This is a genomic window from secondary endosymbiont of Ctenarytaina eucalypti (genome assembly GCF_000287335.1).
Classification (GTDB): Bacteria; Pseudomonadota; Gammaproteobacteria; order Enterobacterales; family Enterobacteriaceae.
Window position 1 is genome coordinate 1,204,362 of record NC_018419.1, and the last position, 20,638, is coordinate 1,224,999.

Annotated in this window: 12 protein-coding genes; 6 read left to right on the top strand and 6 right to left on the bottom strand. The window is 41.7% G+C overall.

Features of this window, described 5'->3' with window-relative positions; all coding sequences use genetic code 11:
• Positions 1 to 348: 348 nt before the first annotated feature.
• Positions 349 to 1,503, bottom strand: coding sequence for a bifunctional tRNA (adenosine(37)-C2)-methyltransferase TrmG/ribosomal RNA large subunit methyltransferase RlmN (locus A359_RS03450; RefSeq protein ID WP_195909930.1), 1,155 nt, complete (start codon positions 1,501 to 1,503; stop codon positions 349 to 351).
• A 2,525-nt stretch (positions 1,504 to 4,028) separates the two neighbouring features.
• On the opposite strand from A359_RS03450, the gene A359_RS03455 reads away from it, so the two are divergent.
• The 5 genes from A359_RS03455 (at position 4,029) to rpsI (ending at position 8,970) form a co-directional block, all read left to right on the top strand.
• The gene (locus tag A359_RS03455) at positions 4,029 to 4,760 is read left to right on the top strand and encodes a metal ABC transporter ATP-binding protein (protein WP_014888471.1); all 732 of its coding nucleotides are present in this window, start codon (positions 4,029 to 4,031) and stop codon (positions 4,758 to 4,760) included.
• Positions 4,735 to 5,622, top strand: a complete 888-nt coding sequence (locus A359_RS03460) for a metal ABC transporter permease (protein ID WP_044104602.1) — start codon at positions 4,735 to 4,737, stop codon at positions 5,620 to 5,622. Before A359_RS03455 ends, A359_RS03460 begins: the two co-directional genes overlap by 26 nt.
• Positions 5,619 to 6,497, top strand: coding sequence for a metal ABC transporter solute-binding protein, Zn/Mn family (locus A359_RS03465; protein ID WP_014888473.1), 879 nt, complete (start codon positions 5,619 to 5,621; stop codon positions 6,495 to 6,497). The genes A359_RS03460 and A359_RS03465 overlap by 4 nt, the downstream gene beginning before the upstream one ends.
• Positions 6,498 to 8,133: 1,636 nt before the next feature.
• Positions 8,134 to 8,562 (top strand): 50S ribosomal protein L13, encoded by a 429-nt coding sequence (rplM, locus tag A359_RS03470; protein ID WP_014888475.1) that lies wholly within the window; start codon positions 8,134 to 8,136, stop codon positions 8,560 to 8,562.
• A 15-nt stretch (positions 8,563 to 8,577) separates the two neighbouring features.
• Positions 8,578 to 8,970 (top strand): 30S ribosomal protein S9, encoded by a 393-nt coding sequence (rpsI, locus tag A359_RS03475; protein WP_014888476.1) that lies wholly within the window; start codon positions 8,578 to 8,580, stop codon positions 8,968 to 8,970.
• Between the two features lie 1,177 nt (positions 8,971 to 10,147).
• Here the strand turns inward: rpsI and queF are convergent.
• Entirely contained in the window at positions 10,148 to 10,999 is an 852-nt protein-coding gene (gene queF, locus A359_RS03485; protein ID WP_044104755.1) for an NADPH-dependent 7-cyano-7-deazaguanine reductase QueF, read from the bottom strand.
• A gap of 2,029 nt (positions 11,000 to 13,028) precedes the next feature.
• Between queF and A359_RS03490 the strand changes: the two genes are divergently transcribed.
• A complete protein-coding gene (locus A359_RS03490; protein ID WP_014888479.1) occupies positions 13,029 to 13,469 on the top strand; it encodes a phage GP46 family protein in 441 nt (146 codons plus the stop codon).
• Positions 13,470 to 15,122: 1,653 nt separating this feature from the next.
• On the opposite strand, the gene A359_RS03495 is transcribed toward A359_RS03490, so the two are convergent.
• From A359_RS03495 to A359_RS03510, 4 genes are all read right to left on the bottom strand, one after another.
• Positions 15,123 to 15,986, bottom strand: coding sequence for a phosphotransferase (locus A359_RS03495; RefSeq protein WP_014888481.1), 864 nt, complete (start codon positions 15,984 to 15,986; stop codon positions 15,123 to 15,125).
• Complete coding sequence (lpoB, locus tag A359_RS03500) at positions 15,967 to 16,527, bottom strand: penicillin-binding protein activator LpoB (protein WP_014888482.1); 561 nt, start codon at positions 16,525 to 16,527, stop codon at positions 15,967 to 15,969. The genes A359_RS03495 and lpoB overlap by 20 nt, the downstream gene beginning before the upstream one ends.
• Before the next feature lie 416 nt (positions 16,528 to 16,943).
• Entirely contained in the window at positions 16,944 to 17,291 is a 348-nt protein-coding gene (locus A359_RS03505; RefSeq protein WP_014888484.1) for an HIT domain-containing protein, read from the bottom strand.
• A 2,548-nt stretch (positions 17,292 to 19,839) separates the two neighbouring features.
• Complete coding sequence (locus A359_RS03510; protein WP_014888486.1) at positions 19,840 to 20,637, bottom strand: metal-dependent hydrolase; 798 nt, start codon at positions 20,635 to 20,637, stop codon at positions 19,840 to 19,842.
• Between the last annotated feature and the right edge of the window lies 1 nt (position 20,638).

The following is a 20,638-nucleotide window of genomic DNA, read 5'->3' on the forward strand; positions in this document are numbered from 1 at the left end:
TAAGTTACATGCTGAAGCCCAGATAGATCGGGTAAAATAATAGTTTTTCCTAGCGGCATCTAGCTACTCATACAAGCTTATAATTGTAACATGGCATAGGCTAATCCTCAGCGTATAGGATGTATTTGCCATAGGGTCTCTATGATTCTGTCAGAAAAATAGAACCTGAAGGAGCGGATTATAGGTGAGTTAGTAGCATGGTTACACTGCGGCAGTGTACTAGAAGCCATTGGTTTTAATGCATAGAAAAATGTTGCTTATTTCAAGAAATTTCTTTTGCTTTTCTTCTACTTGGCTCCATACCAGTTCCGATATAATGATCGTCACAGCTGTCCATGCACTGACAGCTTAAAGATCACCGCTAAAACCCGAGAAAATCATTCCAGCCGCATTTCGGCTCGGTACGCCCTGAATGCAGTTACGTGTCGTCCGCTTAGTACGGTCGATCACCTCTCCTGTCAGTTGTCCACAGGCAGCGTTAATATCGTCACCACGAATTTTACGCACGATAGTGGTGAACCCGTATCCTATCATCACCTGAGCAAAACGATTTACCCGGCTGTTGGAGCTACGTTTATAGGGTGCATCAGGGAAAGGATTCCAGGGAATCAGGTTAATCTTGCACGGCGTTTCTTTCAAACAGGCTGCCAGTTGATGTGCGTGTTCAGTATCATCATTGATATAGTGAAGCATCACATACTCCACCGTCACGCGCCCATGATTAGCCCGTGTTTTATGTAGATAACGGCGCACTGCGGATAATAAGGTGTCGATGTTATACTTTCGGTTAATCGGAACAAGCTTATCGCGTATCGTATCGTTCGGTGCATGAAGCGAAATGGCCAGCCCTACGTCTATCATATCTCCAAGCTTATCTAGCGCAGGTACTACGCCTGCGGTCGACAGCGTGACGTGGCGCTTAGACAGCCCGAATCCGCAATCGTCTAGCATGATCTCCATTGCTGGCACGACGTTGGAGAGGTTCAGTAGCGGCTCGCCCATGCCCATCATGACGATGTTGGTAATAGAACACCGACCGGTGACCTTGCTTTTACCGATGATATTGGCCGCGCGCCAGACCTGCCCAATGATTTCTGAAACCTGCAGGTTACGGTTAAAGCCACGCTGCGCGGTCGAGCAAAATGTACACTGCAGAGAGCAGCCCACCTGGGAGGAGAGACATAGCGTACCACGATTTTCTTCGGGAATGTAGACCATCTCTACTTTCTGTTCACCAACCCTGATGGCCCATTTTATAGTGCCGTCGGAGGACCGTTGCTCGTGCACGATAGCTGGCGCCCGGATTTCGGCGAGAACCTTGAGCTTTGTACGCAAATATTTTTTAATATTTGTCATCTTATCAAAATCATCACAGTAATAGTGATAGATCCATCTCATTACTTGATCGGCGCGAAAGAGTGGTTCCCCCAGAGACAAGAAAAAATCGCGCATTTTTTGACGGTTCATGTCAAGCAAGTTTAATTTTTTCTGGAACGGAGGCATCAAAGCAGGGGGTGGTGCCGACAACACTAAGCGTTTAGGTTTCATTTGAAAGCCTTTTGTTATAGGTGCTAGCGCAAAATGCATGAAAATTTTTCATTTAACAACCTATTTCAGGGATGAATCGATGCCATAAACTGCATAGAATGCAGCCTTGTAATGTAACAAAAATCACAGAACGAAATATAGATTATAACCTGATTCAGGCAAGGATTTCTGGGCGCCTTTCAATGTAGCACTCTCTGCATTGAAAAACGTAATAGTTTTAGTTTTTCTATTGCATAACGATCATGAGAAAATCAATGGATAAATTTTCGGTCGCAGAAGAAAATAAGCAATTGAAAGCTCTGCACATTCTTCTAAACCCGAACCTTGAATTTTGTTTTTGATACAGCTGTCAGTATAATGAAGGGGCATGCGGTTTCAGCTAGCGTATTAGCCGAGGCGATGTTTTTGCCTATGATTGCACACTTGCAGTGCAGACTCTTCCCCCGTAAATTACTCGTACCAGAATTTATCCGGTCATCATACAATTAGCTGGTCTGTCGAAGATAGACTTTATTTTTATGTGCGGCGTGCAAACACGGATCTTGCTGCTGGGTGAGCTAGAAAAGTAGCTCTGGTACTGAACGGTAAGGCCGTTCGTGTTTTCAGTCCTAAAGATTGGAACGGATGATGCTTTTAGGAAAAGTACTTTTCTGAATGATGACAAAGTGCATTCGATATCTACAAGAACCCCTAATATCTTTCAGCAAAATAAAAATCATGCGAACAGATAAGCACTGACTTGAAAGGGAGTAGTTAAAATTTTACGATATATTGTAATATGTTACGCTGTATACCATGACGTTTCACCTTAAAAGCTGTACTCCGACACACAGACATAAATGAATTCGAAGGGAACTGGATTTTGTGAAAACACGAGGTGTTTTTATAGATCAGCTAGTTTTCTGTTCCTGGGCGCGCGTAAACGCGTAAACAGGGTGCATGATGTGAAGTGAAGGTTGCGCCCCATGCTCTAAAGCTAACGGTAAATCAAGCTGAAAATGGCCCGACTATGTGGATTATGGTAGGGTGTAGAAGAGCATACGCCAAGAAGACGCCCGTGATGCGATTCCTGCTAGCAGAACGCTGGTGATAGAACGGGAAACGTTTTCTGATTATTTTATACCGCAACCTGCACTTACAGTCTCTCATTACTACGATCATCGCGACTGCGCGGTGATCGTAGTGGTGAAGTCTTAGATAACTAGTGAGAAGCGCTTTACAGGGAGATAATCGATTCAATCAGTTAGCCACTGTCTGATAGATTAATTCCGACCTATCATATTGTGTTTATAGAATATTAATTTTCAGCTGAGCAGTAACGAGCATAGCCTGGTCAAAGTAATATTGCATCTTATTACTTGAGAATAATCGGTATTATATTTTCCTAAAGCATGACCTCATTCAGGCAGTAGCTTTCATGCTGTTAATTTAGTAAAAAGATTGCACAATGCACGTTAGATTGCGTAGGCCAATAGTATCCCGGCGATAATTGCCTGCAATAACGACAGTGAGAAAGGGTAAGAATGATATCAAATTACACTGCTTAAATAAAGACAATCGCAGGGTGACGGTGTATACCGATACACGTCACGATCATGACGCGTGATGCAGAAAGAAAAAAATGTTGCTTTACCCCACCGAGGTGGCTGCGCAATATTCTCTAGATCTATCGTATGAGCATAGTAATATGAGCATACGCCACTTAGTGAACAATTAGCATCTGAGCCGCAGTTATGTTAAAGCTTCACTAGGTGATCATCTCAGGCCATATCACTATGCTTCTCAGGCACTAGCTATGGTTAAAGATTCAGGCGTGCATGAGGAATGTTTAAGTGACTTGCAGATCACTATTTTCCTGTAATGACAACCTGAAAAGAGTGATTATCTTAACAGAATTTAGTGCATTCAACATAGCCATCGTAAATATATGACGAATTTATAGGTGCATTTTTGAGTATCATAATTATGATGTCCGTGATTTTTAAAAATATGCTTCTTATTATGTAGCAAGTTACTGATATTGAGGGCGTCTAGTGTGTTTATGAATAAGTTCTTGGCATGCAATCGTTGTCTTTTTTAACTATCAGCATAAAATATTATGCCCTAACATTTCATTGCATCTACATAGTCATCACATAAAATTATGTCATTGATGAGCGATTTTTAAGGACTTACGTTAAATATTTTTAATGCTATTAATATGGTTGATGAAAGATCAAGTGTCATTAATGCTTATAGTGATAGAAATAAAAAACTTTAAGGCACGCATTAAGCATTGCCGGTCAATTGCCCTATATGATATGTTATATCATAACATTTATAATTTTAGGTCACTGCATGTCTTCTAAATTATTATTACCTTGCCTGCGCTTTCGCCTAGGCAGAAAGCTACTTCTCTCTTCAGGGTTGACGCGGATGCTGATGGCCTTGGTTATAGTCACGCTACTCAGCGGTGCTGTCCAGTGGTCAACCCAGCTTTTATGATAATATTACACAATCTTATTATGGGGTATCAAGGCCAAGGTATCGGCGTTCCGCTAGATGGCCGTTTTGCTAGTGGTAGCATGACCGCTATTGTTGGCCTCAACGGTTCAGGCAAATCAACTTTACTGAAAACTCTTGCTGGATTATTATCGCCGATAAGAGGGTCATTATCGTTTTGCAACCCTGGTCGCCCTCGTATAGGCTATTTACCACAGCAGGTGGATATAGATCGTCAGTTTCCTATAAAAGTATATGATGTTGTAGCGATGGGATGCTGGCCCATCCGTGGTCTGCTGCGCCGCATCAATCTTAAACAACAGGTTGCGATCCGCCAGGCGCTGACGCGTGTCGGTCTAGAGACGTTGTCCTATCGCGCTATCAGTACACTTTCTAGCGGGCAATTTCAGCGCATGTTGTTTGCCCGACTGCTTGTCCAAGAAGCCCCGCTTATTTTGCTAGATGAGCCTTTCAGTGGAATTGACATGCCCACCTTCGGCCTGTTGATGACAGTCATAGCGCAACTTAACCGTCAAGGGCGTACGATTATCGTGGTCGTGCACGACAATCAACTAGTCGCTCGTTACTTTCCGCAAACTCTATGGCTAACGCCACAGAGCGCCACTTGGGGGCCCTCCGAAAAGGTATTGGCGTCATGGCCAGAGAATTACCCCACCTCTTTAGATCCTGTAGCCTTTAGCGTGTGTGATCATGTTCCAGCTCTTGTTTGATCCTTTTGTCCATTACGGGTTTATGCGGCGGGCATTGGTTGCCTGTTGTGCTCTGTCCCTTAGTACTACGCCCTTGGGCGGTTTTCTTTTACTACGCCGCATGAGCTTAGTCGGCGATGCATTATCTCATGCAATATTACCTGGCGTAGCCATTGGTTATCTTCTGTCCGGTATGTCGCTGATTGCTATGGGCATAGGCGGTTTTATCGCCGGCTTAGTAATAGCTATCCTCTCTGGATGGGTTAGCTCAATGACGCAGTTAAAAGAGGATGCAAGTTTCGCTGGCTGTTATCTAGGTTCACTGGCACTCGGGGTGACGCTAGTATCACTGCGCGGTTCTGGGATTGATTTACTGCATTTACTTTTTGGATCAATCCTGGCGGTCGATAGCAGCTCTATACGTTTTGTCGGAACCATTGCTAGCGTCACTTTTTTAAGCTTAGCACTAATGTATCGCGCTCTGGTGATTGAAGCTTTTGATGCAGCGTTTTTGCGAGTTAACTCCACAAGCTTTTCACGCTTAATCCAAGTATTTTTTTTAGCGCTAGTTGTGTTGAGCCTCGTGGCTGGATTTCAAATACTTGGTACCTTGATGTCAGTTGGGTTGATGATGCTGCCACCGGTAGCGGCTCGCTGCTGGACTACCAGCTTGCCGCAGATGTTGGCGTTGTCGACCGCAATTGGTGTGTTGTGCTCATGGGGTGGGTTGCTCTGGTCATTCTACGCCTCTTTACCTGCTGGTCCCACCGTTGTTTTATCAGCTACTTTAGTGTTTTTCCTCTCGGTATTTTTAGGTCCACGCGGCGTTATTGTAATGCGGTTGCGCAGGTGTAGCGGGGTAGTTAAGAAGGAGAAGACATGAGACGTGTTACGCTATCACTTGCCATGGTTTTAATCGTGGTGTGTCCGGTGGCGATGTCGCACACTATAGATGTGGTGGCTAGTTTTTCGGTACTAGCTGATATTGTCAGGCTAGTTGGCGGTGAGCATGTTAAGGTGACTGAATTAGTTGGTCCGGGCGGTGATCCCCATGCGTTTGAACCAACTCCGAAGGACAGTCAGGCATTAGCACAAGCGGAAGTAGTGTTTGTTAGTGGGCTGGGTCTTGAAGGTTGGATTGAACGACTGGTTACTGCTTCCGGCTATCGGGGTAAGGTTGTTACCGCTTCCGCTGGTATTAGTCCACGAAAAATAGAAGCAGCTGGTGGTAAAAGTATTACCGACCCCCACGCGTGGAATAGTGCGCGCAATGGGGCCCTGTACGCGCGTAACGTTATGAACGCTCTGATAGCTTCCGACCCTGCGGATGCTGATTATTTCCGTAAGAGTGGCGAAGCTTACATTAGGACATTAGAGAAGCTCGATGCCTGGGCTAAGGCGGAATTTGCCGATATACCGCAGGGAAAGCGTAAAGTGCTGACTGGACATAATGCATTCGGTTATTTTGGCTTGGAATATGGCGTACAGTTTTTTTCCCCGGTCAGTCTCTCTACTGACGCTGAGGCAAGCGCTAGTAGCGTAGCAGAGTTAGTTGATCACCTGAAGCGGGAACACCTTGCTACTTTTATCGAGAACCAAACTGATGCTCGATTGCTGAAACAAATCGCTTACGCCAGCGGCGTAGAGCCTGATGGCGCGTTGTATCCGGAAGCATTGTCGAATAAAGACGGCCCTGCCTCGACCTATGAGGCGGCATTTCGTCATAATGTCACAACACTGGCTCGTAGTATGAGATAAAAATAGCTTAATCAGATGGCTAGGACCTGACGCACTACGCCGGCACGGTGTAAGGCATTTTATAAACAATGAATCAGAAAAACCAAGAGGCCTTGTTAAACACATTAGCGTTTGTAACGCCGCTATGACTAGTAGAGCTATTTTTACGCGATGTGGCTGGGGTTATCTTTTTTTGATTTTGCAATATAATTAAGTATGTTAAAATACTGACCTTTTTATCACCTATTCATGATAATGACACGGACTCAGATGAGTACCGGGTGGTATTAGATGCAACACGTGTCTATTGTAAGTCATTGAGAAGTCGGTCATGGCTTGCTTTTTTAGGCAGCATTATTGCTGCTCAACTGCTATCTTTCTGTCTTATGAAAAAAAGAATGACAAAACAGATATCATGAGCGCCGCTAGCCTATATTGGTAATATTTTGACTCAGGGAGTTGACTTTATAAACCCAGCAGAGGCGGCGTATCTGAGATGCTTTTATAACAATTAAGGGATGCATAATATTTCATGTATCAGAGTGTTAACTGTCCGGTAAGAATTTAAAGCATATTCTGTATTTTTCAAGTCTTATTTTGCACCCCCGCTTACGCTTCCGGACTAACAACCGGAAAGCCCTTTTCTATACATGACTGAACTAAAATTCTGCGCGTTTCTTGAGGACTGTATGATATGAGAAATCGGGGTGCATCTCTTATTCAGTGGAGATGAGGGGGTGTTTTAGGGGTAGAGCTATAAGTTTAAAGATCTTGTGAACGCTATCTCTTTCAAGTCCTTCATGATTCTTTAATATCAGATATTTAGTGCTATGATCGTAGATTGCGTTTGAAAACTTTTTACTTCATTTTCCCTATCGTGTCCCTCAAAAATATAAAACTGAACTATTTTTAATTATAAAATAAAGTATTCTATATGCAAGGATATCATACAGGTATTCACATGAGCGCAAGATTACACGCTGATGAATTTAAAAAAAATCAAGCTAACGCATTATTGAGGCTAAAGATAGACTCATCTTGCACAATGAATCTAAACAATCTAAAATTACAATACATAATAACCTTGTATTCCCATAAGATAATATACACATTATTCACCAAAACCGTATCATATCACAACATGGTTCTTGCTTTTCAACACATCTATTATCTCTGAAGAGAGTACGGACTCTACTGAAAGGCTAAAAATTGTTAAGAAAATCTAATGTCACCTTTTAGGTGACTGATGTATGCGTGCTTTATAAGGGCTGGTTTAGCCTTAGGCGGTCATTCGGTTAGTTAACCAAATACCCCCGAAATTGAGTGGCATAAAGGGAATTAAGGCACTTATCATTAAGTATTTTTTCTAAACCCAATTTTCAAAATTATATATTAATCATGATCAAGTTTATTAGATGGTATACTTAGTATTAATTTTTATTAAATCTCAGTTACGACTTAAAAATAGTCGATCTATGCGGATGAATTCTTTATAATAGCCAGACCATATTGTATTAATTTTCTCAAAAAATTAATTTTCCCAAAAAATGCTCACAGGGGTAGGTTGCCTGGAATGAAAGCCACGTGCGCCCCGTAATCATTTATTGGAGCGTTTAGATGTTGAACAAACATGTAACTTACATGGGATACGCTTTTAATGAAAACTTTCACAGCAAAGCCAGCAACAGTTCAACGTGATTGGTATGTTGTCGACGCCGCAGGGAAAATCCTTGGTCGTCTTGCGACCGAACTGGCTCGTCGTCTACGCGGCAAGCATAAAGCGGAATATACTCCACATGTTGATACTGGCGATTATTTTATTGTTTTGAACGCTGCAAAAGTAGTCGTTACCGGCAACAAGCGTCATGATAAAATTTACTATCACTATACGGGTCACGTAGGTGGTATCAAAAAAGCAACCTTTGAAGAGATGATTATCCGCCGCCCTGAGCGCGTCATTGAAATCGCGGTTAAAGGCATGTTGCCAAAAGGCCCACTGGGTCGTGCTATGTTCCGTAAACTAAAAGTTTATGCCAGTAATGAGCATAGCCACGTGGCACAAAAACCACAAGTTCTGGATATTTAATTGGGATCATAAGCAATGGTTGAAAATCAATTTTATGGCACTGGTCGCCGAAAAAGCTCGTCCGCTCGCGTCTTCGTTAAGGCCGGACGCGGTAATATAGTTATTAATCAGCGTAGCTTGGAAGAGTACTTCGGACGGCAAACCGCCCGAATGGTAGTGCGTCAACCGCTGGAGTTGGTTGATATGGCTGGTACACTCGATCTTTATATCACTGTTAAAGGTGGAGGTATTTCCGGTCAGGCAGGCGCTATTCGTCACGGCATTACCCGTGCACTAATAGAATATGACGCAGCGCTGCGCTTTAATTTACGAAAGGCTGGTTTTGTTACCCGTGACTCTCGTCAGGTTGAGCGTAAGAAAGTCGGGCTACGTAAAGCGCGCAGCCGTCCACAGTTCTCGAAGCGTTAATGTCTTGAGAATTTTCTTTAGCAATAAAAAGCCCGGTATCGGTCGGCTTTTTATTAACGATTCTTTGAACTACTGAAAACATTGAAAGCCGTGAGTAACATAAGCTTTACTACATCAATAAATATTATTAGTTAATGTAGTGCATGGCGTGATCTCTGAAAAGCTTCTTTGAATGCACTAGAGCTTTTAATACATGACAACTAGCAGAGCCATGCCTGCGTGATGCAGCCGGAAGTCGCTGACACCCATCGGAGGTGTCCGGAGGTGTCCGGAGGTGTCCGGAGGTGTCCGGTGGCTTCAGGTCTGCAACTATCATCGCTAGTACATCTAAACGATTATAGTCATGAAGACCATAATGTACCATAAGTGTTGTGCTGGAAGAAAGCTTCGAAAGCGCATCTAGTAAACGATTATGAATAAAGTCTTGGCTTTCTAAGTATTATGACGACCACGCAAAAGATGTGTTGCATGGCACCCTGATCTATACTGTGATAACAGTATACTATTTTAGAGTTGGCTTGTCAGGTTAGCCATTTTTTTGCTTTTAAACTTTATCTCTCTAATGAATAGACTTAGCTCCGCTAATGATAACCAAATGTTTTATTTTATTGTGCAGATCGATCCGAATGTTGGGAGGGCGATAGTAACGCAATCTACTGATGATTCAAAAGTGTTATCTATTCAAGATAAACCGCTGAAATATTTTTATATTAGTTGCGTTGGAAATCTAGCGCCTCAAATATACGGGCAATATTTGATTTATATAGATCTGATCGTATTCTGCTACATTCCATTTTTATGGAAAGCTGATCGTGCCACACGCTCTATTTTTTTACAGAATAAAGGCAAGAAACATTCTTCTTTGTCATATGTTGTTTTGATACAAATATGTTTTATATTATCGGTTCAGTAGCCCGACTAAATTTCATAAACGACATGCATTACATTAGTGAGATGTAAAAGAGAAAATTTTTCTCAAAAAAGCATTTTCTACATAAATCTATAGTAGAAAAGTACTTTTTTAAAAGTAAATCCCATAATTTATCTAGTTGGTTCCATATTTTTATGATCTTTCAATGGAGAGAGGCTCTCTATCCACTCTTTTTAGGAGTAAGGACGTACGCGATATATTTTATTTTTTTAAAGAAGACACCTTATTGATGCGCATTATAGCGTATTATTGTCGTGCAAGCCGACCGATTACTGGAGAAAAATGTGTATTACTTCGCCAGGGATTAATGTCTAAGCCACCTCGGCGGGTATAGCGCGCGTATACTGACAGAGTATGGGGGTGGCAAAAAGTCATCAGATCGCAGAAGATGCGCTCCACGCACTGTTCATGGAACTCATTGTGTTTTCGGAAAGATACGAGATAGCGCAGCAGTGCTTCCCGGTCAATGCGCGCGCCCACATAGCGGATTTGTACTGATCCCCAGTCCGGCTGATGAGTTATAAGACAATTTGACTTTAGAAGATGGCTTACCAGCGTTTCGCTCACCATAGCGCTTCCGGTCGAACCCTTAAGCCAACAGTTGTGAAAAGTATAGTCCTTGATACTGATAGATTGATCATCAATGCATTCGCCCTCAAAATTTAATACCGGGCTTCCGGTAAACTCCTCTAGCTTGCGTAGCGTGATCTTTACCTCTCCTACAGCACAGCGGGAGAGGTCTTTGATGAGACAGATGCGTACCGCGTCGCTGGATGGTAGGCGGGTCTGATTAAAACTGTTTAGATATAATTTAAAACTTTTGGATTCGATAAGATTTTCGCTAGTGGCGTTAAGAGTTATTTCGCCAATTGCCACCTGCGGCAATCCTGCATCGTTCAGCCAAGAAAGTTCATAAAGGGTCCAGATATCAGCACCATGAAATGGGAGTCTCTTTGCCTGCAGCCCGAGCGAACTGCGGTTGAGGGAACGCGGTATCCCTTTCAAGAGCGCGGGATCATAACGGTGGTCATTGTACAGAGTTGGTTTCCCTAGCATTAGTGATGCTAGAAAAGTATGATGTTGGTAATTATATGTCATGGGGTTTACCTGGGGGTTGCTGAGACATGAGTTTGGCAAGATCTCAAAAATGACATGCATGAAAAGTACATGATGCATAAAAACATAGGCAGCAGTTAACCAAAAGCACACCGCATTGCTTTTGAGGTATCAACTAATCATCTAGAGTGCCCGTGTGACTATTAATGTAATAGCTGGAGCAGAGCGTCATAAACCATGCGATGGTGCTGTGTATATATTCTTGTAGTCTATAAAATATTTATTGCATATATTCGGGGGTAGTTATTTTTAACATTCCAGATTGCTAACTTCGTTTCAATAGATGTTCTCTATAGTCAAAAAGTATACCGTTATGAGCTTATTTTACTTACAATCAGGCGTTCAACTCATTACATTGTCTAATAATGCAGATGTTAAACTCAATGATCTTTAATAACTCAATAAGTTTTTTGTCACTTTATGACGCTTTTCTCATAATACTAGACTCAATAGACGATAAAAAACAGCGTGTCATTATAATGCTCTGGTTAAGAAAAAGAAATCTTACAGCCGCTGATTGCGCGGCTGTAAGATTCTAAATATTCTCCAGTCTTATATGATGAGCGTCACCACGTAGTTGACGCCAGTATTAACACAGAAGTCCTGATACCACGACAAGACAGTACATAATTACTTGCGACTAGTAGTACGGTTGAAAGCATGGTTGGTTAATCATCTGAGCTTTAATGACTATGATGAATCAAGGTAAGCGACGTGATAGGTATCATCATCTTGATGAACCTCGGATGAGATTATGAGACTTATCGAATCGTGCTTGGAGTGCGCAGCGTATAGCCTTATTAGCGATCACCGCACAAAAAATCCTTAACGCAATCAATAATATAAAAATAAACGTTAAACTGCGTTACGTAGGAAATGAATATGTGATATTCTTTTTTATAAAAAAACGCTCATATCTAATAATACTCGATCATACACCAATTCCAGTCATGTTTATGACTTTTTCTTGAGAACTATTTTTAAAAATATTTTATATTGCTGGTTTCGTGTTGATTTCAGTAGATCAACCTTATGATTTCCGAGACGTTTCTTTTTTTATAGAGTATTGCACTTAATACTTTTCATCGATCTATTGAATTGTTTAAAATTGTTAGATAAAAGCTGACTTAGCGACTTGGATTTATTTAAAAATATTTTTTATGGTAAAGTAAAGTTTATAGTTAATAACTAACGAACTTCAAGTAAGTCTACTTAAAGAGTACGGTGTTCTAATACTATGCATGAACAGTAAGTCACCTGTTGTTTTATGGAAAGAGAATACATCTCTTGAGTGTTCTCCTTCTCTACGTTATTGCTCAGAGATAACTATCAGAGGAGGGCGCGAACCCTGTGCAAGCTTTTTTTGTCATGCAAAGGAGGTAAAGAAAGGGAGTGATTCGATTATGAAACTGATAGAGCGCGTAATGATCTTCTTAGATGTGGAATATCAGCACCAGCGACACCAAGGAACTACTAGATTTAAGAATCTACATCCCTCAAACAGCCCGTAGCGCTAGCGGCTAACGGCACTTATGATATATATATAGGCCTGCCATCATGATCTCGTGAAGCAAATAGCACGCGTTTTATCTTTCTGCAAGGGGTTCAGAAAAGTTGACCAGAGCCAAGTATGGCTTTAACTATGCCCGATTAGATACGGGTGTCAAAAAGATAGTAGGGTACCACCTGACCTGACTCATTAATAATAAACATTAGTTTGTTGCAAAATATTGCTCGGTGGTCAGCTAAGTTTAATGGGAGGGTGATACCTCGGAAGGCAAGATGCTAAAAATAAAGGAAAAGTATAATAGAATTAGACATCTAGAAATGCCCAACATCGTCTATATCGCGTTACCCCCTTACAAAAAGGGGTAACTTCTTACAACCTTTCTTTTTCAAGAAAGCGGATGCTACGTTGCAGAGATCAATTAATTCACTGAACCGACAGAATGATATTGATGTATTTAATAAAGCCGTATAACAGGCTAGGCCAATCAACAGATGCAATAGTATGATCATTAATAACGAAACTAAGACTCAGTCTTCTGAGCAAAAGCGACTAAGACGTGCAGTGATGATGTCATTGTTTACTTGGAGGTGCGCTGAGCTTAACAACGAAACTAATGCCCCAATGCAGTGGTGGGATGAGGCGTGGCCTACGATACGGAATGATTCTATCGGCTCACGTCTTTATTTACTCAGACAACACACATTAACTAATGAGACGGCACGGCAAGCAAAAGAACACATCATTCAAGCGCTATCTTGGATGACCGCAAACGGTATAGTGCAACGTATTAATGTTGAGGTGACTCGCAGTGCTATCGACGCATTAACGGCAAAAGTGATTCTTATGTTAAATAACTATTCAATTCAAACTATTAAATTTAATAACATATGGAGTGATATCAATGAAAAAAACGAGTCGACCGTCTTTACCAGGACTGATTAAGATCATTCAAAGAATGATGCATTACCCGCCACAATGTCATTAAGACAGCTGTATTCAATCCGCCTCAATACCGAAGTACATATTATAGTGTTATAGCTTTTTGTGACTTACATCTTGAACGAAATCCTGATTGAATAAAGGCGGAATCTTTGATCAGTTAAAGGTTATCAGAGCATTTTTCATGCAGAAAGAATATTCTTTGGCATTAAAAAAGTTAAAGATCGCATTACTATACCTACGCATGATAGGTAAATAGATGTATGATAATCACTGATTGGCGTTTTAAACCGGTCTATAACCGCTGTAGTCATAACTAATCAAATAATACATACCCCGGGTTTTCTTTTCTAGGTCTCTTTACCCTCCCCCTCAGACGCTGAGGGGGAGGGTAAAGACTTAGCTATGCTCATCGTATAAGAATGAGCAATATACTCACTGAGTTGCAGTAGGAAAGACGCTTTATTTGTTCCCTCAATGGTGTGTTACTAGACAGCGCATCATGAGAATAATTTGTATAATAAACGCGATTAGCTGATACTTTCGACATGTCCGAGACTTTCTGGTTGGTTTGATTTATAAAATATGGAAGATTCTATATGTCAGTGGTATTGATATTGCATTAATCTTTATACATGTTATTTCATATGGGTTATATTATAGCCTAATAGCTAGGCGAGGCGGTCCTATGTAATCAAATTTTTTCGGCACATTTTTTAGATAGAGAATGCTTTTTACCAAAAAAAAGACATTAAATGACCAAATGAGTATATTCACTTCCTAACAATGTTGATATATTTTTCTTTAGGAGGAGAAACTAGTCTTGATAGGTGAGAATGAACTAGTAAAATCATCTGCATGCACGTAGTTATTAAGGTTTTTCCGTAAGCGGAGCCTATCTAAAATGCGTTTTCACTCTTTTATTTTGGCATGTCGTGTGCATAAATGATGCAAAGAAAGAGGAATGTCAACGTAGATCCCGGGTGCTTTGATAGTCGACAACGGGTGTATTTTGATGATTTTCTTGATTCTTGGTCTTAAAAGAAAAGATGCCTAAGCTGTAACTTTTTGAATTGTTATTCACGATCGCATGTTGATCCCTTGTATTGATATGCACGGCGAACGAAAACAGCCGCTATGATTGAATTTTTCTTTCATGAGAAAGCCAATCCTCTTTACATGCTTTGAAAAAGTAGTCGTATGGCGAATTGACCCAGAAAATACTATATACTCTCTTTTTGGCATGAAGCAATAACATTAAGAAGCATTTATAGGCTGTATGCGCCTTCTGAAATACTTCCCATGCTCTTTGCGTTATTAATTGCAGAGGTTTTGTATAGTTATATGCCGTTACTCGTTTTTCGTTTTCTGCTGTTACTGCTCTAAGCCGGGATGTGCTTAACGTCGTTAGTATGTCGCTTCCGGTGATGCCTAAGGGCGAGCGATTTCTATTGATAGTATTGTAGTACGCATGCGTGATGGACTCCGATTTCTGTTCTAATGCAGGTTGGGTATACAGTCGGTCGTCAATAGATCTGTGCGGGGTGTTAGGGGGAAAGGAAGAGTGCGTTAATCGAACAGGCATACCAACCCCGTACTCTATGGGCAGTGAATGCACACTAGGTTTCCGTCTAGTGTTACTCAAAGAAGATGCTGTCATATTAGAGAGAAGTATCGGTGTAATGGTGCGCCCAAGGCGATAAAGTCCTGGTTACCGGTTTGCTGCCATCGACTCTCATACCATAATAGCATCAAATAGTAGACCCAAGGAAGCCAGGCATCAACCTTCCAGCGTAAATGATTTCTATCTAGGCCAGGCATGCGCAGAACATAATCGCCTAGAAAACATTCACGTTCCTCGACTGTCAGGCGATTGCCGAAGAACAACAGCGCCAACTCTAGCGCAACATCTCCATCTCCAGCATATTCCCAGTCTATCAGCACAAGCCCTCCGTTCTGCTGATAAAGCAAATTTCCTGGATGGACATCCATATGTAACAGCGCCTGGCGTATAGATACCGGTAGGTGCTGGCGTAAAAACCACTTATGCAGTCTCAGCCAGGAAGGTGAACGCCTATCCGGATCGCTGCTTACCCAGTAATGCTCATACAACGCTTGTAGGTTCAGTGGATACCCGCTGCGCTGACGCTGGTGCAATCTGGCTAGCATTCCTGCTAAAGCGCCTGTTTTTAGCACCTTTTCCCAGCCCTGCGAATTCATAGGCGCGCCGGGCACCCACTCAATTAGTAGCCAGCGGGCAGAGAAACCCAGGGGTCTAGGAGCTAGACTGCTGTCGTTTAGCATGCGTAAAAGGCGAAATTCTTGACGCCGGCCAACGCCGATCTGTATTTTTTTCGCACTGGCTTCGCGGGCTAATAAATCAAAACCTACCCCCTGTAAGCGCCACCTAATACCGCTAAGACCACTGACTGGTAGGAGAGCCACGCTTTCTTGTAGTGCTTGAGGTAGAAACTGCGCTAGCACCGAACGTAGTTCTGCATCAATCCTGCAGACGGGCATTACCGGACCATATAATCTCACCAGTCTGTACTAGCATCAATTGAAGATCTACGTTTGGCTGCTTCACATCACCATAGATAGTGCCGTAGAGAAGATACTTAGCGTTTACGTAACGTGCTAACCCTGCTGCTTTACTGCGCGACTCCAGGCTGTCGTCTGAAGAAAGCCCTAGCATCTTGCGCGCCGAGTTCAGCTGATCAGCGCTAATTAACTGGAATTTTCTAGCGTCCTCATCAATGAGTTGACTAAGAGCTGCAGTGGCTTTACCGGTCTGCACGCTACCGTTAGTGCTGTTTTTTAGGGTGTTGACCATCAGTAAACTACCATCTCTGATGCTTTCGATCTTCAACATTTTTTGCACAAAAGGGGACCAGTGAGCTTTCCAGTTAACAGTCTTTATTTTTGGCGGCATGGGTATCGGTACGGCGGTGGTCTGCTGTGGTACCGACTTTATAGAAGCCTGTAGGGGTGGATCTGGAGGTCGGGACGTGCAGCTAGCTAGAACCATCGTTACAAAAATGATTAAGGTAATTTTTTTCATTGTGCACTCGATGTTGGTACTGTGGTGTCAAAAATAATGTATAGAGATACATCTGATGTTTCCATATGACCGTGCAGCACCTCTAGCCGTACTGCCTAGTTAGGTTGAGCGATCAGTATGCGTGGAGTCATACAGCGAACGGTATGACATGTGTCGTCCTTGCAGATTATACAAATAGCAAGGGTGTACTTATACTAAACGCTGATCAGCGAAGGATGCAGTGGGTCAATGACCGACATACAGCATTAATCAGGGTTACTAGCATAACCTTAATGAACATCGCTAAGAACTAAGGGTCTATCATCAATGATTCATGAGGATCAATGTTCAATGCAAAACTGCAATTATCTTTACCGTTCCGTTGTGGCCGGTTTAGGCTAGCGAATGGCCAATGCACACTCTTTTCCTCCAAAGAATTAGATTACCATCGGGCCAAGAGGCCTGCCGCCAAGCAGATGCATGTGAAAGTGAGACACTTCCTGCCCGCCGTGATAGTTGCAATTCACTATTAACCGGTATCCGTTCTGATCAATCCCTTCTTGTTGAGCGATTTTTGCCGCGACGGTAAACAACCGTCCAAGCGCTAACTCATGCTCAGCGGTAGCGTCGTTGACACTGGGGAGAAGAAGATGAGTTACGATCAGAATATGGCTAGGCGCCTTAGGGTTAATATCACGAAAAGCAGTAACTAAATCATCCTGATAGACAATATCGGCAGGAACGTCTCCATTAATAATTTTACTAAAAATGGTCTCTTTGGCCATGATGGTGTTCTTTTTCCTAGCTGGCTGGGGGCAAGTAATATGCGTGAATAAGACGCTGCTTTCAATTGCCATCGCTATTAAAATAGAATCTCGGGACGTATAATAACGTCGTGGACGTATATATTATTACTTTAGTTGAATAAATGAGACCTTATGAAAGCCCTCTGTCTCCTGACAAGCGGGTTGTTAGGAGACGTGGAGACTTTTGAGGATTTCTGTATGTCTAATTTTATTAAACGTCAGAATTATTCTTGCTATCTTCTAGCCCAGATTTTTGCGTATCGTAAGGCCATCTAAAAGCCTTATGAATTCAGAAAGAAGACGTTAAATAATAAGAAATTTTAATAATATACTACCTCTCTAGAGATTACTACTATCCTTTAGATGCGACTTTTCAAACTTATAGTTATTTACCATAGGATGTAGATGGTCAGTATTTCTCTCCGCCGTGGGAGAGCCTGATGACGTTTTATGTTTAATAAAGCATGATCTTAGTAGAAGATATGATTAGCGCTATTAGGTAAGGCTGTCATGATTGTTTTTGCGGTTGCTGTATTAAATGCGGTAGCTCCTATTAATCAGTGGTACTGCTGCACGAGAGATCGTAAAAAGTCATTTTGTGTGGCGCGTCTTTCACTAGCACATAGCACTTACTACATGCTCGGTGTTTTATGCTGATATACAGACAGACTGGCAGTCTCTTGCATCACCAATTTTACGATCGATGTTTTTAATGATACTCGATTGATAATTTTTCTCAGATTAATACCTGATTCTGACTTGTATTATCAATGGCTGACTGCGTATAAAATAGTGCGGTCATCTTAGCGGTAACGGAGTTATTTAAAAAATCGAGCCCATACATTTATGTAGAATACTAAAAAAAGATCTAACACCTTTGTTATGATCAGCGCTGTCGTGTAATACTTTTTCCTGAGTAATAAAGCATTTGGTCAAACCTCTTAAGAACAGTTATTTCTCTTCTACAGAGCAATTCCTGACTTATGTATTGATTCTTTCCGGGATTTGCGCCGCTTGAAGGGTTTTTTATCACTGACCTGTTAGTTCTTAGAAATTTATTCTTTACTATAGAGATTATTTATTCAAATTTTATGCAGTAAGCTGATTGGATCATGATCGAAACGGTTTTTTAACAAACTGAGGGAAAAGCATGAATCTCTATTAGTTAACAATAGTACAAGAAAGAGAAATAATATCAAGTATTTCTATCATTGACTTTTAAAATTGTAGAGCATAGTGATCAATTAATTTGAGTTAAAACCTCACCAAGCCTGCAGCTGTTAATATTGATCTAGATTTAGCGTCTTTTGGTAAACTGTTCTAAAAAATATTCGGAAGTATATGTGGAAAATATTTTTTAAAATATTACATTAAGCTAACAATGTTCTACAGCGAATAAGATTAATGTTATATCATAAGCATCAATGTTACTTCTTATCCTTGAGCCTTATAAATACAGATTGCTGCCCTTCTTTAGAGTGCAACATGCGGCGATCTTTCTAAGAAATCAGTAACTCAGTGCCTACCTTATTACTGCGGTGGATGCGAAAAACAAGTGTCAAAAAAGTGAGGGCATGAGTTACAGTATGCAGAAGAGTTAAGTGGCCAGATATCTACAGAACATTAGTCACGATGGTGACCGTAATCTAGCATATAGAGCAACTGTTGAGGGAAAATAGTTACAGAACCTATAAAATTTGAGAATGTAGGCATTACGAAGGCACGCTGTTGTCCGCGGAAAAATTATTTTAATCTTATACAATATGAGATTGTTTCATAAAAGTAGGTAGATAGCGGGAATATAGCAGGATTGCTATATAATAAATCTTGAGTTCTCTATGAACAGAGAACCTGTTGAATCAACAAAGCTCTATAATAAGAAAAATTTTGTTGAATCAAAGAAAAAACGTGTAAGATATTAGGTGTTATTAGAGCTCTTATGATGTGAGAGGGATGGCCTACAAGAAGAGTAGAAGTTTCATTCGGTTCAACGCTTTAATAATTGCTATTGTTTTTCCTTCTTTTGCATTATAGTAATACAGACTGAGATTTCTTGACGAACAGAAAGTGCTACTGTTTTAGGATGAGTGCAAAACTTAATTATCTTGGGTGAGCTAAGTCTCATGACGTCTCGCTTGATGCTACTACAGGCCATAGACGAATTACCTGCCCTGGGCAGAAGGGCGAGGTTTTTTATGTAACGCATTCTTAAACAAGAGACGCCAAAACATTATGTCATAGCGCATGATCTTTTTATGATGCTTATGGACATCCAAGCCACGGGTATGGCTTCATAAAGCCTACCTCTCGTTCCCTCCAAAACCACTCTTCGAGTAAGAGTAGTGAAGCGTTTTTGCATATCTTGATCGCCTTGAATAAAGGGGTTACTATTTTTAGTGGTGCCGCTTTCCTGCTAACGCAATATTCTGACCCAGGGGCTTATAAAGAGAACAAGAAACGAGTCCAGTCTGTATACCCCTGTCCTCTATAAAGTAATCTGTCTGGAATGGTTATTTATTAACTGACTTTAGCGGGTGTCAAGGTAGTGTTGCATCTCCACGTGAAATAGACGGCCGAAATTATCGGTAGTGGCGTCAGCTAATTGTGTTAGAGAAACCCCCTTTAATGTCGCGATACACTCTGCGATATCGCGCAAATAAGCCGGCTGGTTTTCTTTTCCGCGATAAGGAAGAGGTGCTAAATAGGGGGAGTCAGTCTCTACTAATAGCCGATCAAGAGGGACATAGCGCGCTGTTTGGCGCAGCTCTTCTGCAGTACGGAAGGTGATAATGCCGGAGAAAGATATATAAAAACCCATATCTAGCAAGGCTTTGGAGGCGGTTCGATCTTCGGTAAAGCAGTGCAGCACACCGCCACAGTCCCTAGCTTTCTCCTCACGCAATATTACCAAGGTGTCCTCAAAAGCGCTGCGAGAATGCACGATAACGGGTTTATTCAGGGAGAGCCCCACGCGAATATGTTCCCTGAACATTGCCTGCTGCTGTACCTTATTATACTCCTGGTAATGGTAGTCTAGGCCGGTTTCGCCAAGTGCCACCACGCCCGTCTTTTCGGCTAAGCTCTGAAGCTTATTAAAATCTTCAGGTGTATCGATATGTAGGGGATGAATACCGCAGGAAAATAACACATCATCACGACAACCAATCATTGAGGTCATGGCATGAAATCCAGGCAAAGTAGTACACACTGCTAGCATCAGCTTCACATCTCGGGCCCGCGCTTTGGTAGCAACATCCGAGATATCTCGGTGTAGCACTTGGTAATCTAAGCTATCAAGATGGCAATGGGAATCAACTAAAAACATA

Excerpts from the sequence above, each read along its gene's own strand:
- rpsI (WP_014888476.1), top strand. The coding sequence starts at position 8,578 with ATGGTTGAAAATCAATTTTATGGCACTGGTCGCCGAAAAAGCTCGTCC.
- A359_RS03510 (WP_014888486.1), bottom strand. The coding sequence starts at position 20,637 with ATGTTTTTAGTTGATTCCCATTGCCATCTTGATAGCTTAGATTACCAA.
- rplM (WP_014888475.1), top strand. The coding sequence starts at position 8,134 with ATGAAAACTTTCACAGCAAAGCCAGCAACAGTTCAACGTGATTGGTAT.
- A359_RS03490 (WP_014888479.1), top strand. The coding sequence starts at position 13,029 with ATGATCATTAATAACGAAACTAAGACTCAGTCTTCTGAGCAAAAGCGA.
- A359_RS03505 (WP_014888484.1), bottom strand. The coding sequence starts at position 17,291 with ATGGCCAAAGAGACCATTTTTAGTAAAATTATTAATGGAGACGTTCCT.
- A359_RS03455 (WP_014888471.1), top strand. The coding sequence starts at position 4,029 with ATGATAATATTACACAATCTTATTATGGGGTATCAAGGCCAAGGTATC.
- A359_RS03450 (WP_195909930.1), bottom strand. The coding sequence starts at position 1,503 with ATGCCTCCGTTCCAGAAAAAATTAAACTTGCTTGACATGAACCGTCAA.
- A359_RS03495 (WP_014888481.1), bottom strand. The coding sequence starts at position 15,986 with ATGCCCGTCTGCAGGATTGATGCAGAACTACGTTCGGTGCTAGCGCAG.
- queF (WP_044104755.1), bottom strand. The coding sequence starts at position 10,999 with ATGACATATAATTACCAACATCATACTTTTCTAGCATCACTAATGCTA.
- A359_RS03465 (WP_014888473.1), top strand. The coding sequence starts at position 5,619 with ATGAGACGTGTTACGCTATCACTTGCCATGGTTTTAATCGTGGTGTGT.
- lpoB (WP_014888482.1), bottom strand. The coding sequence starts at position 16,527 with ATGAAAAAAATTACCTTAATCATTTTTGTAACGATGGTTCTAGCTAGC.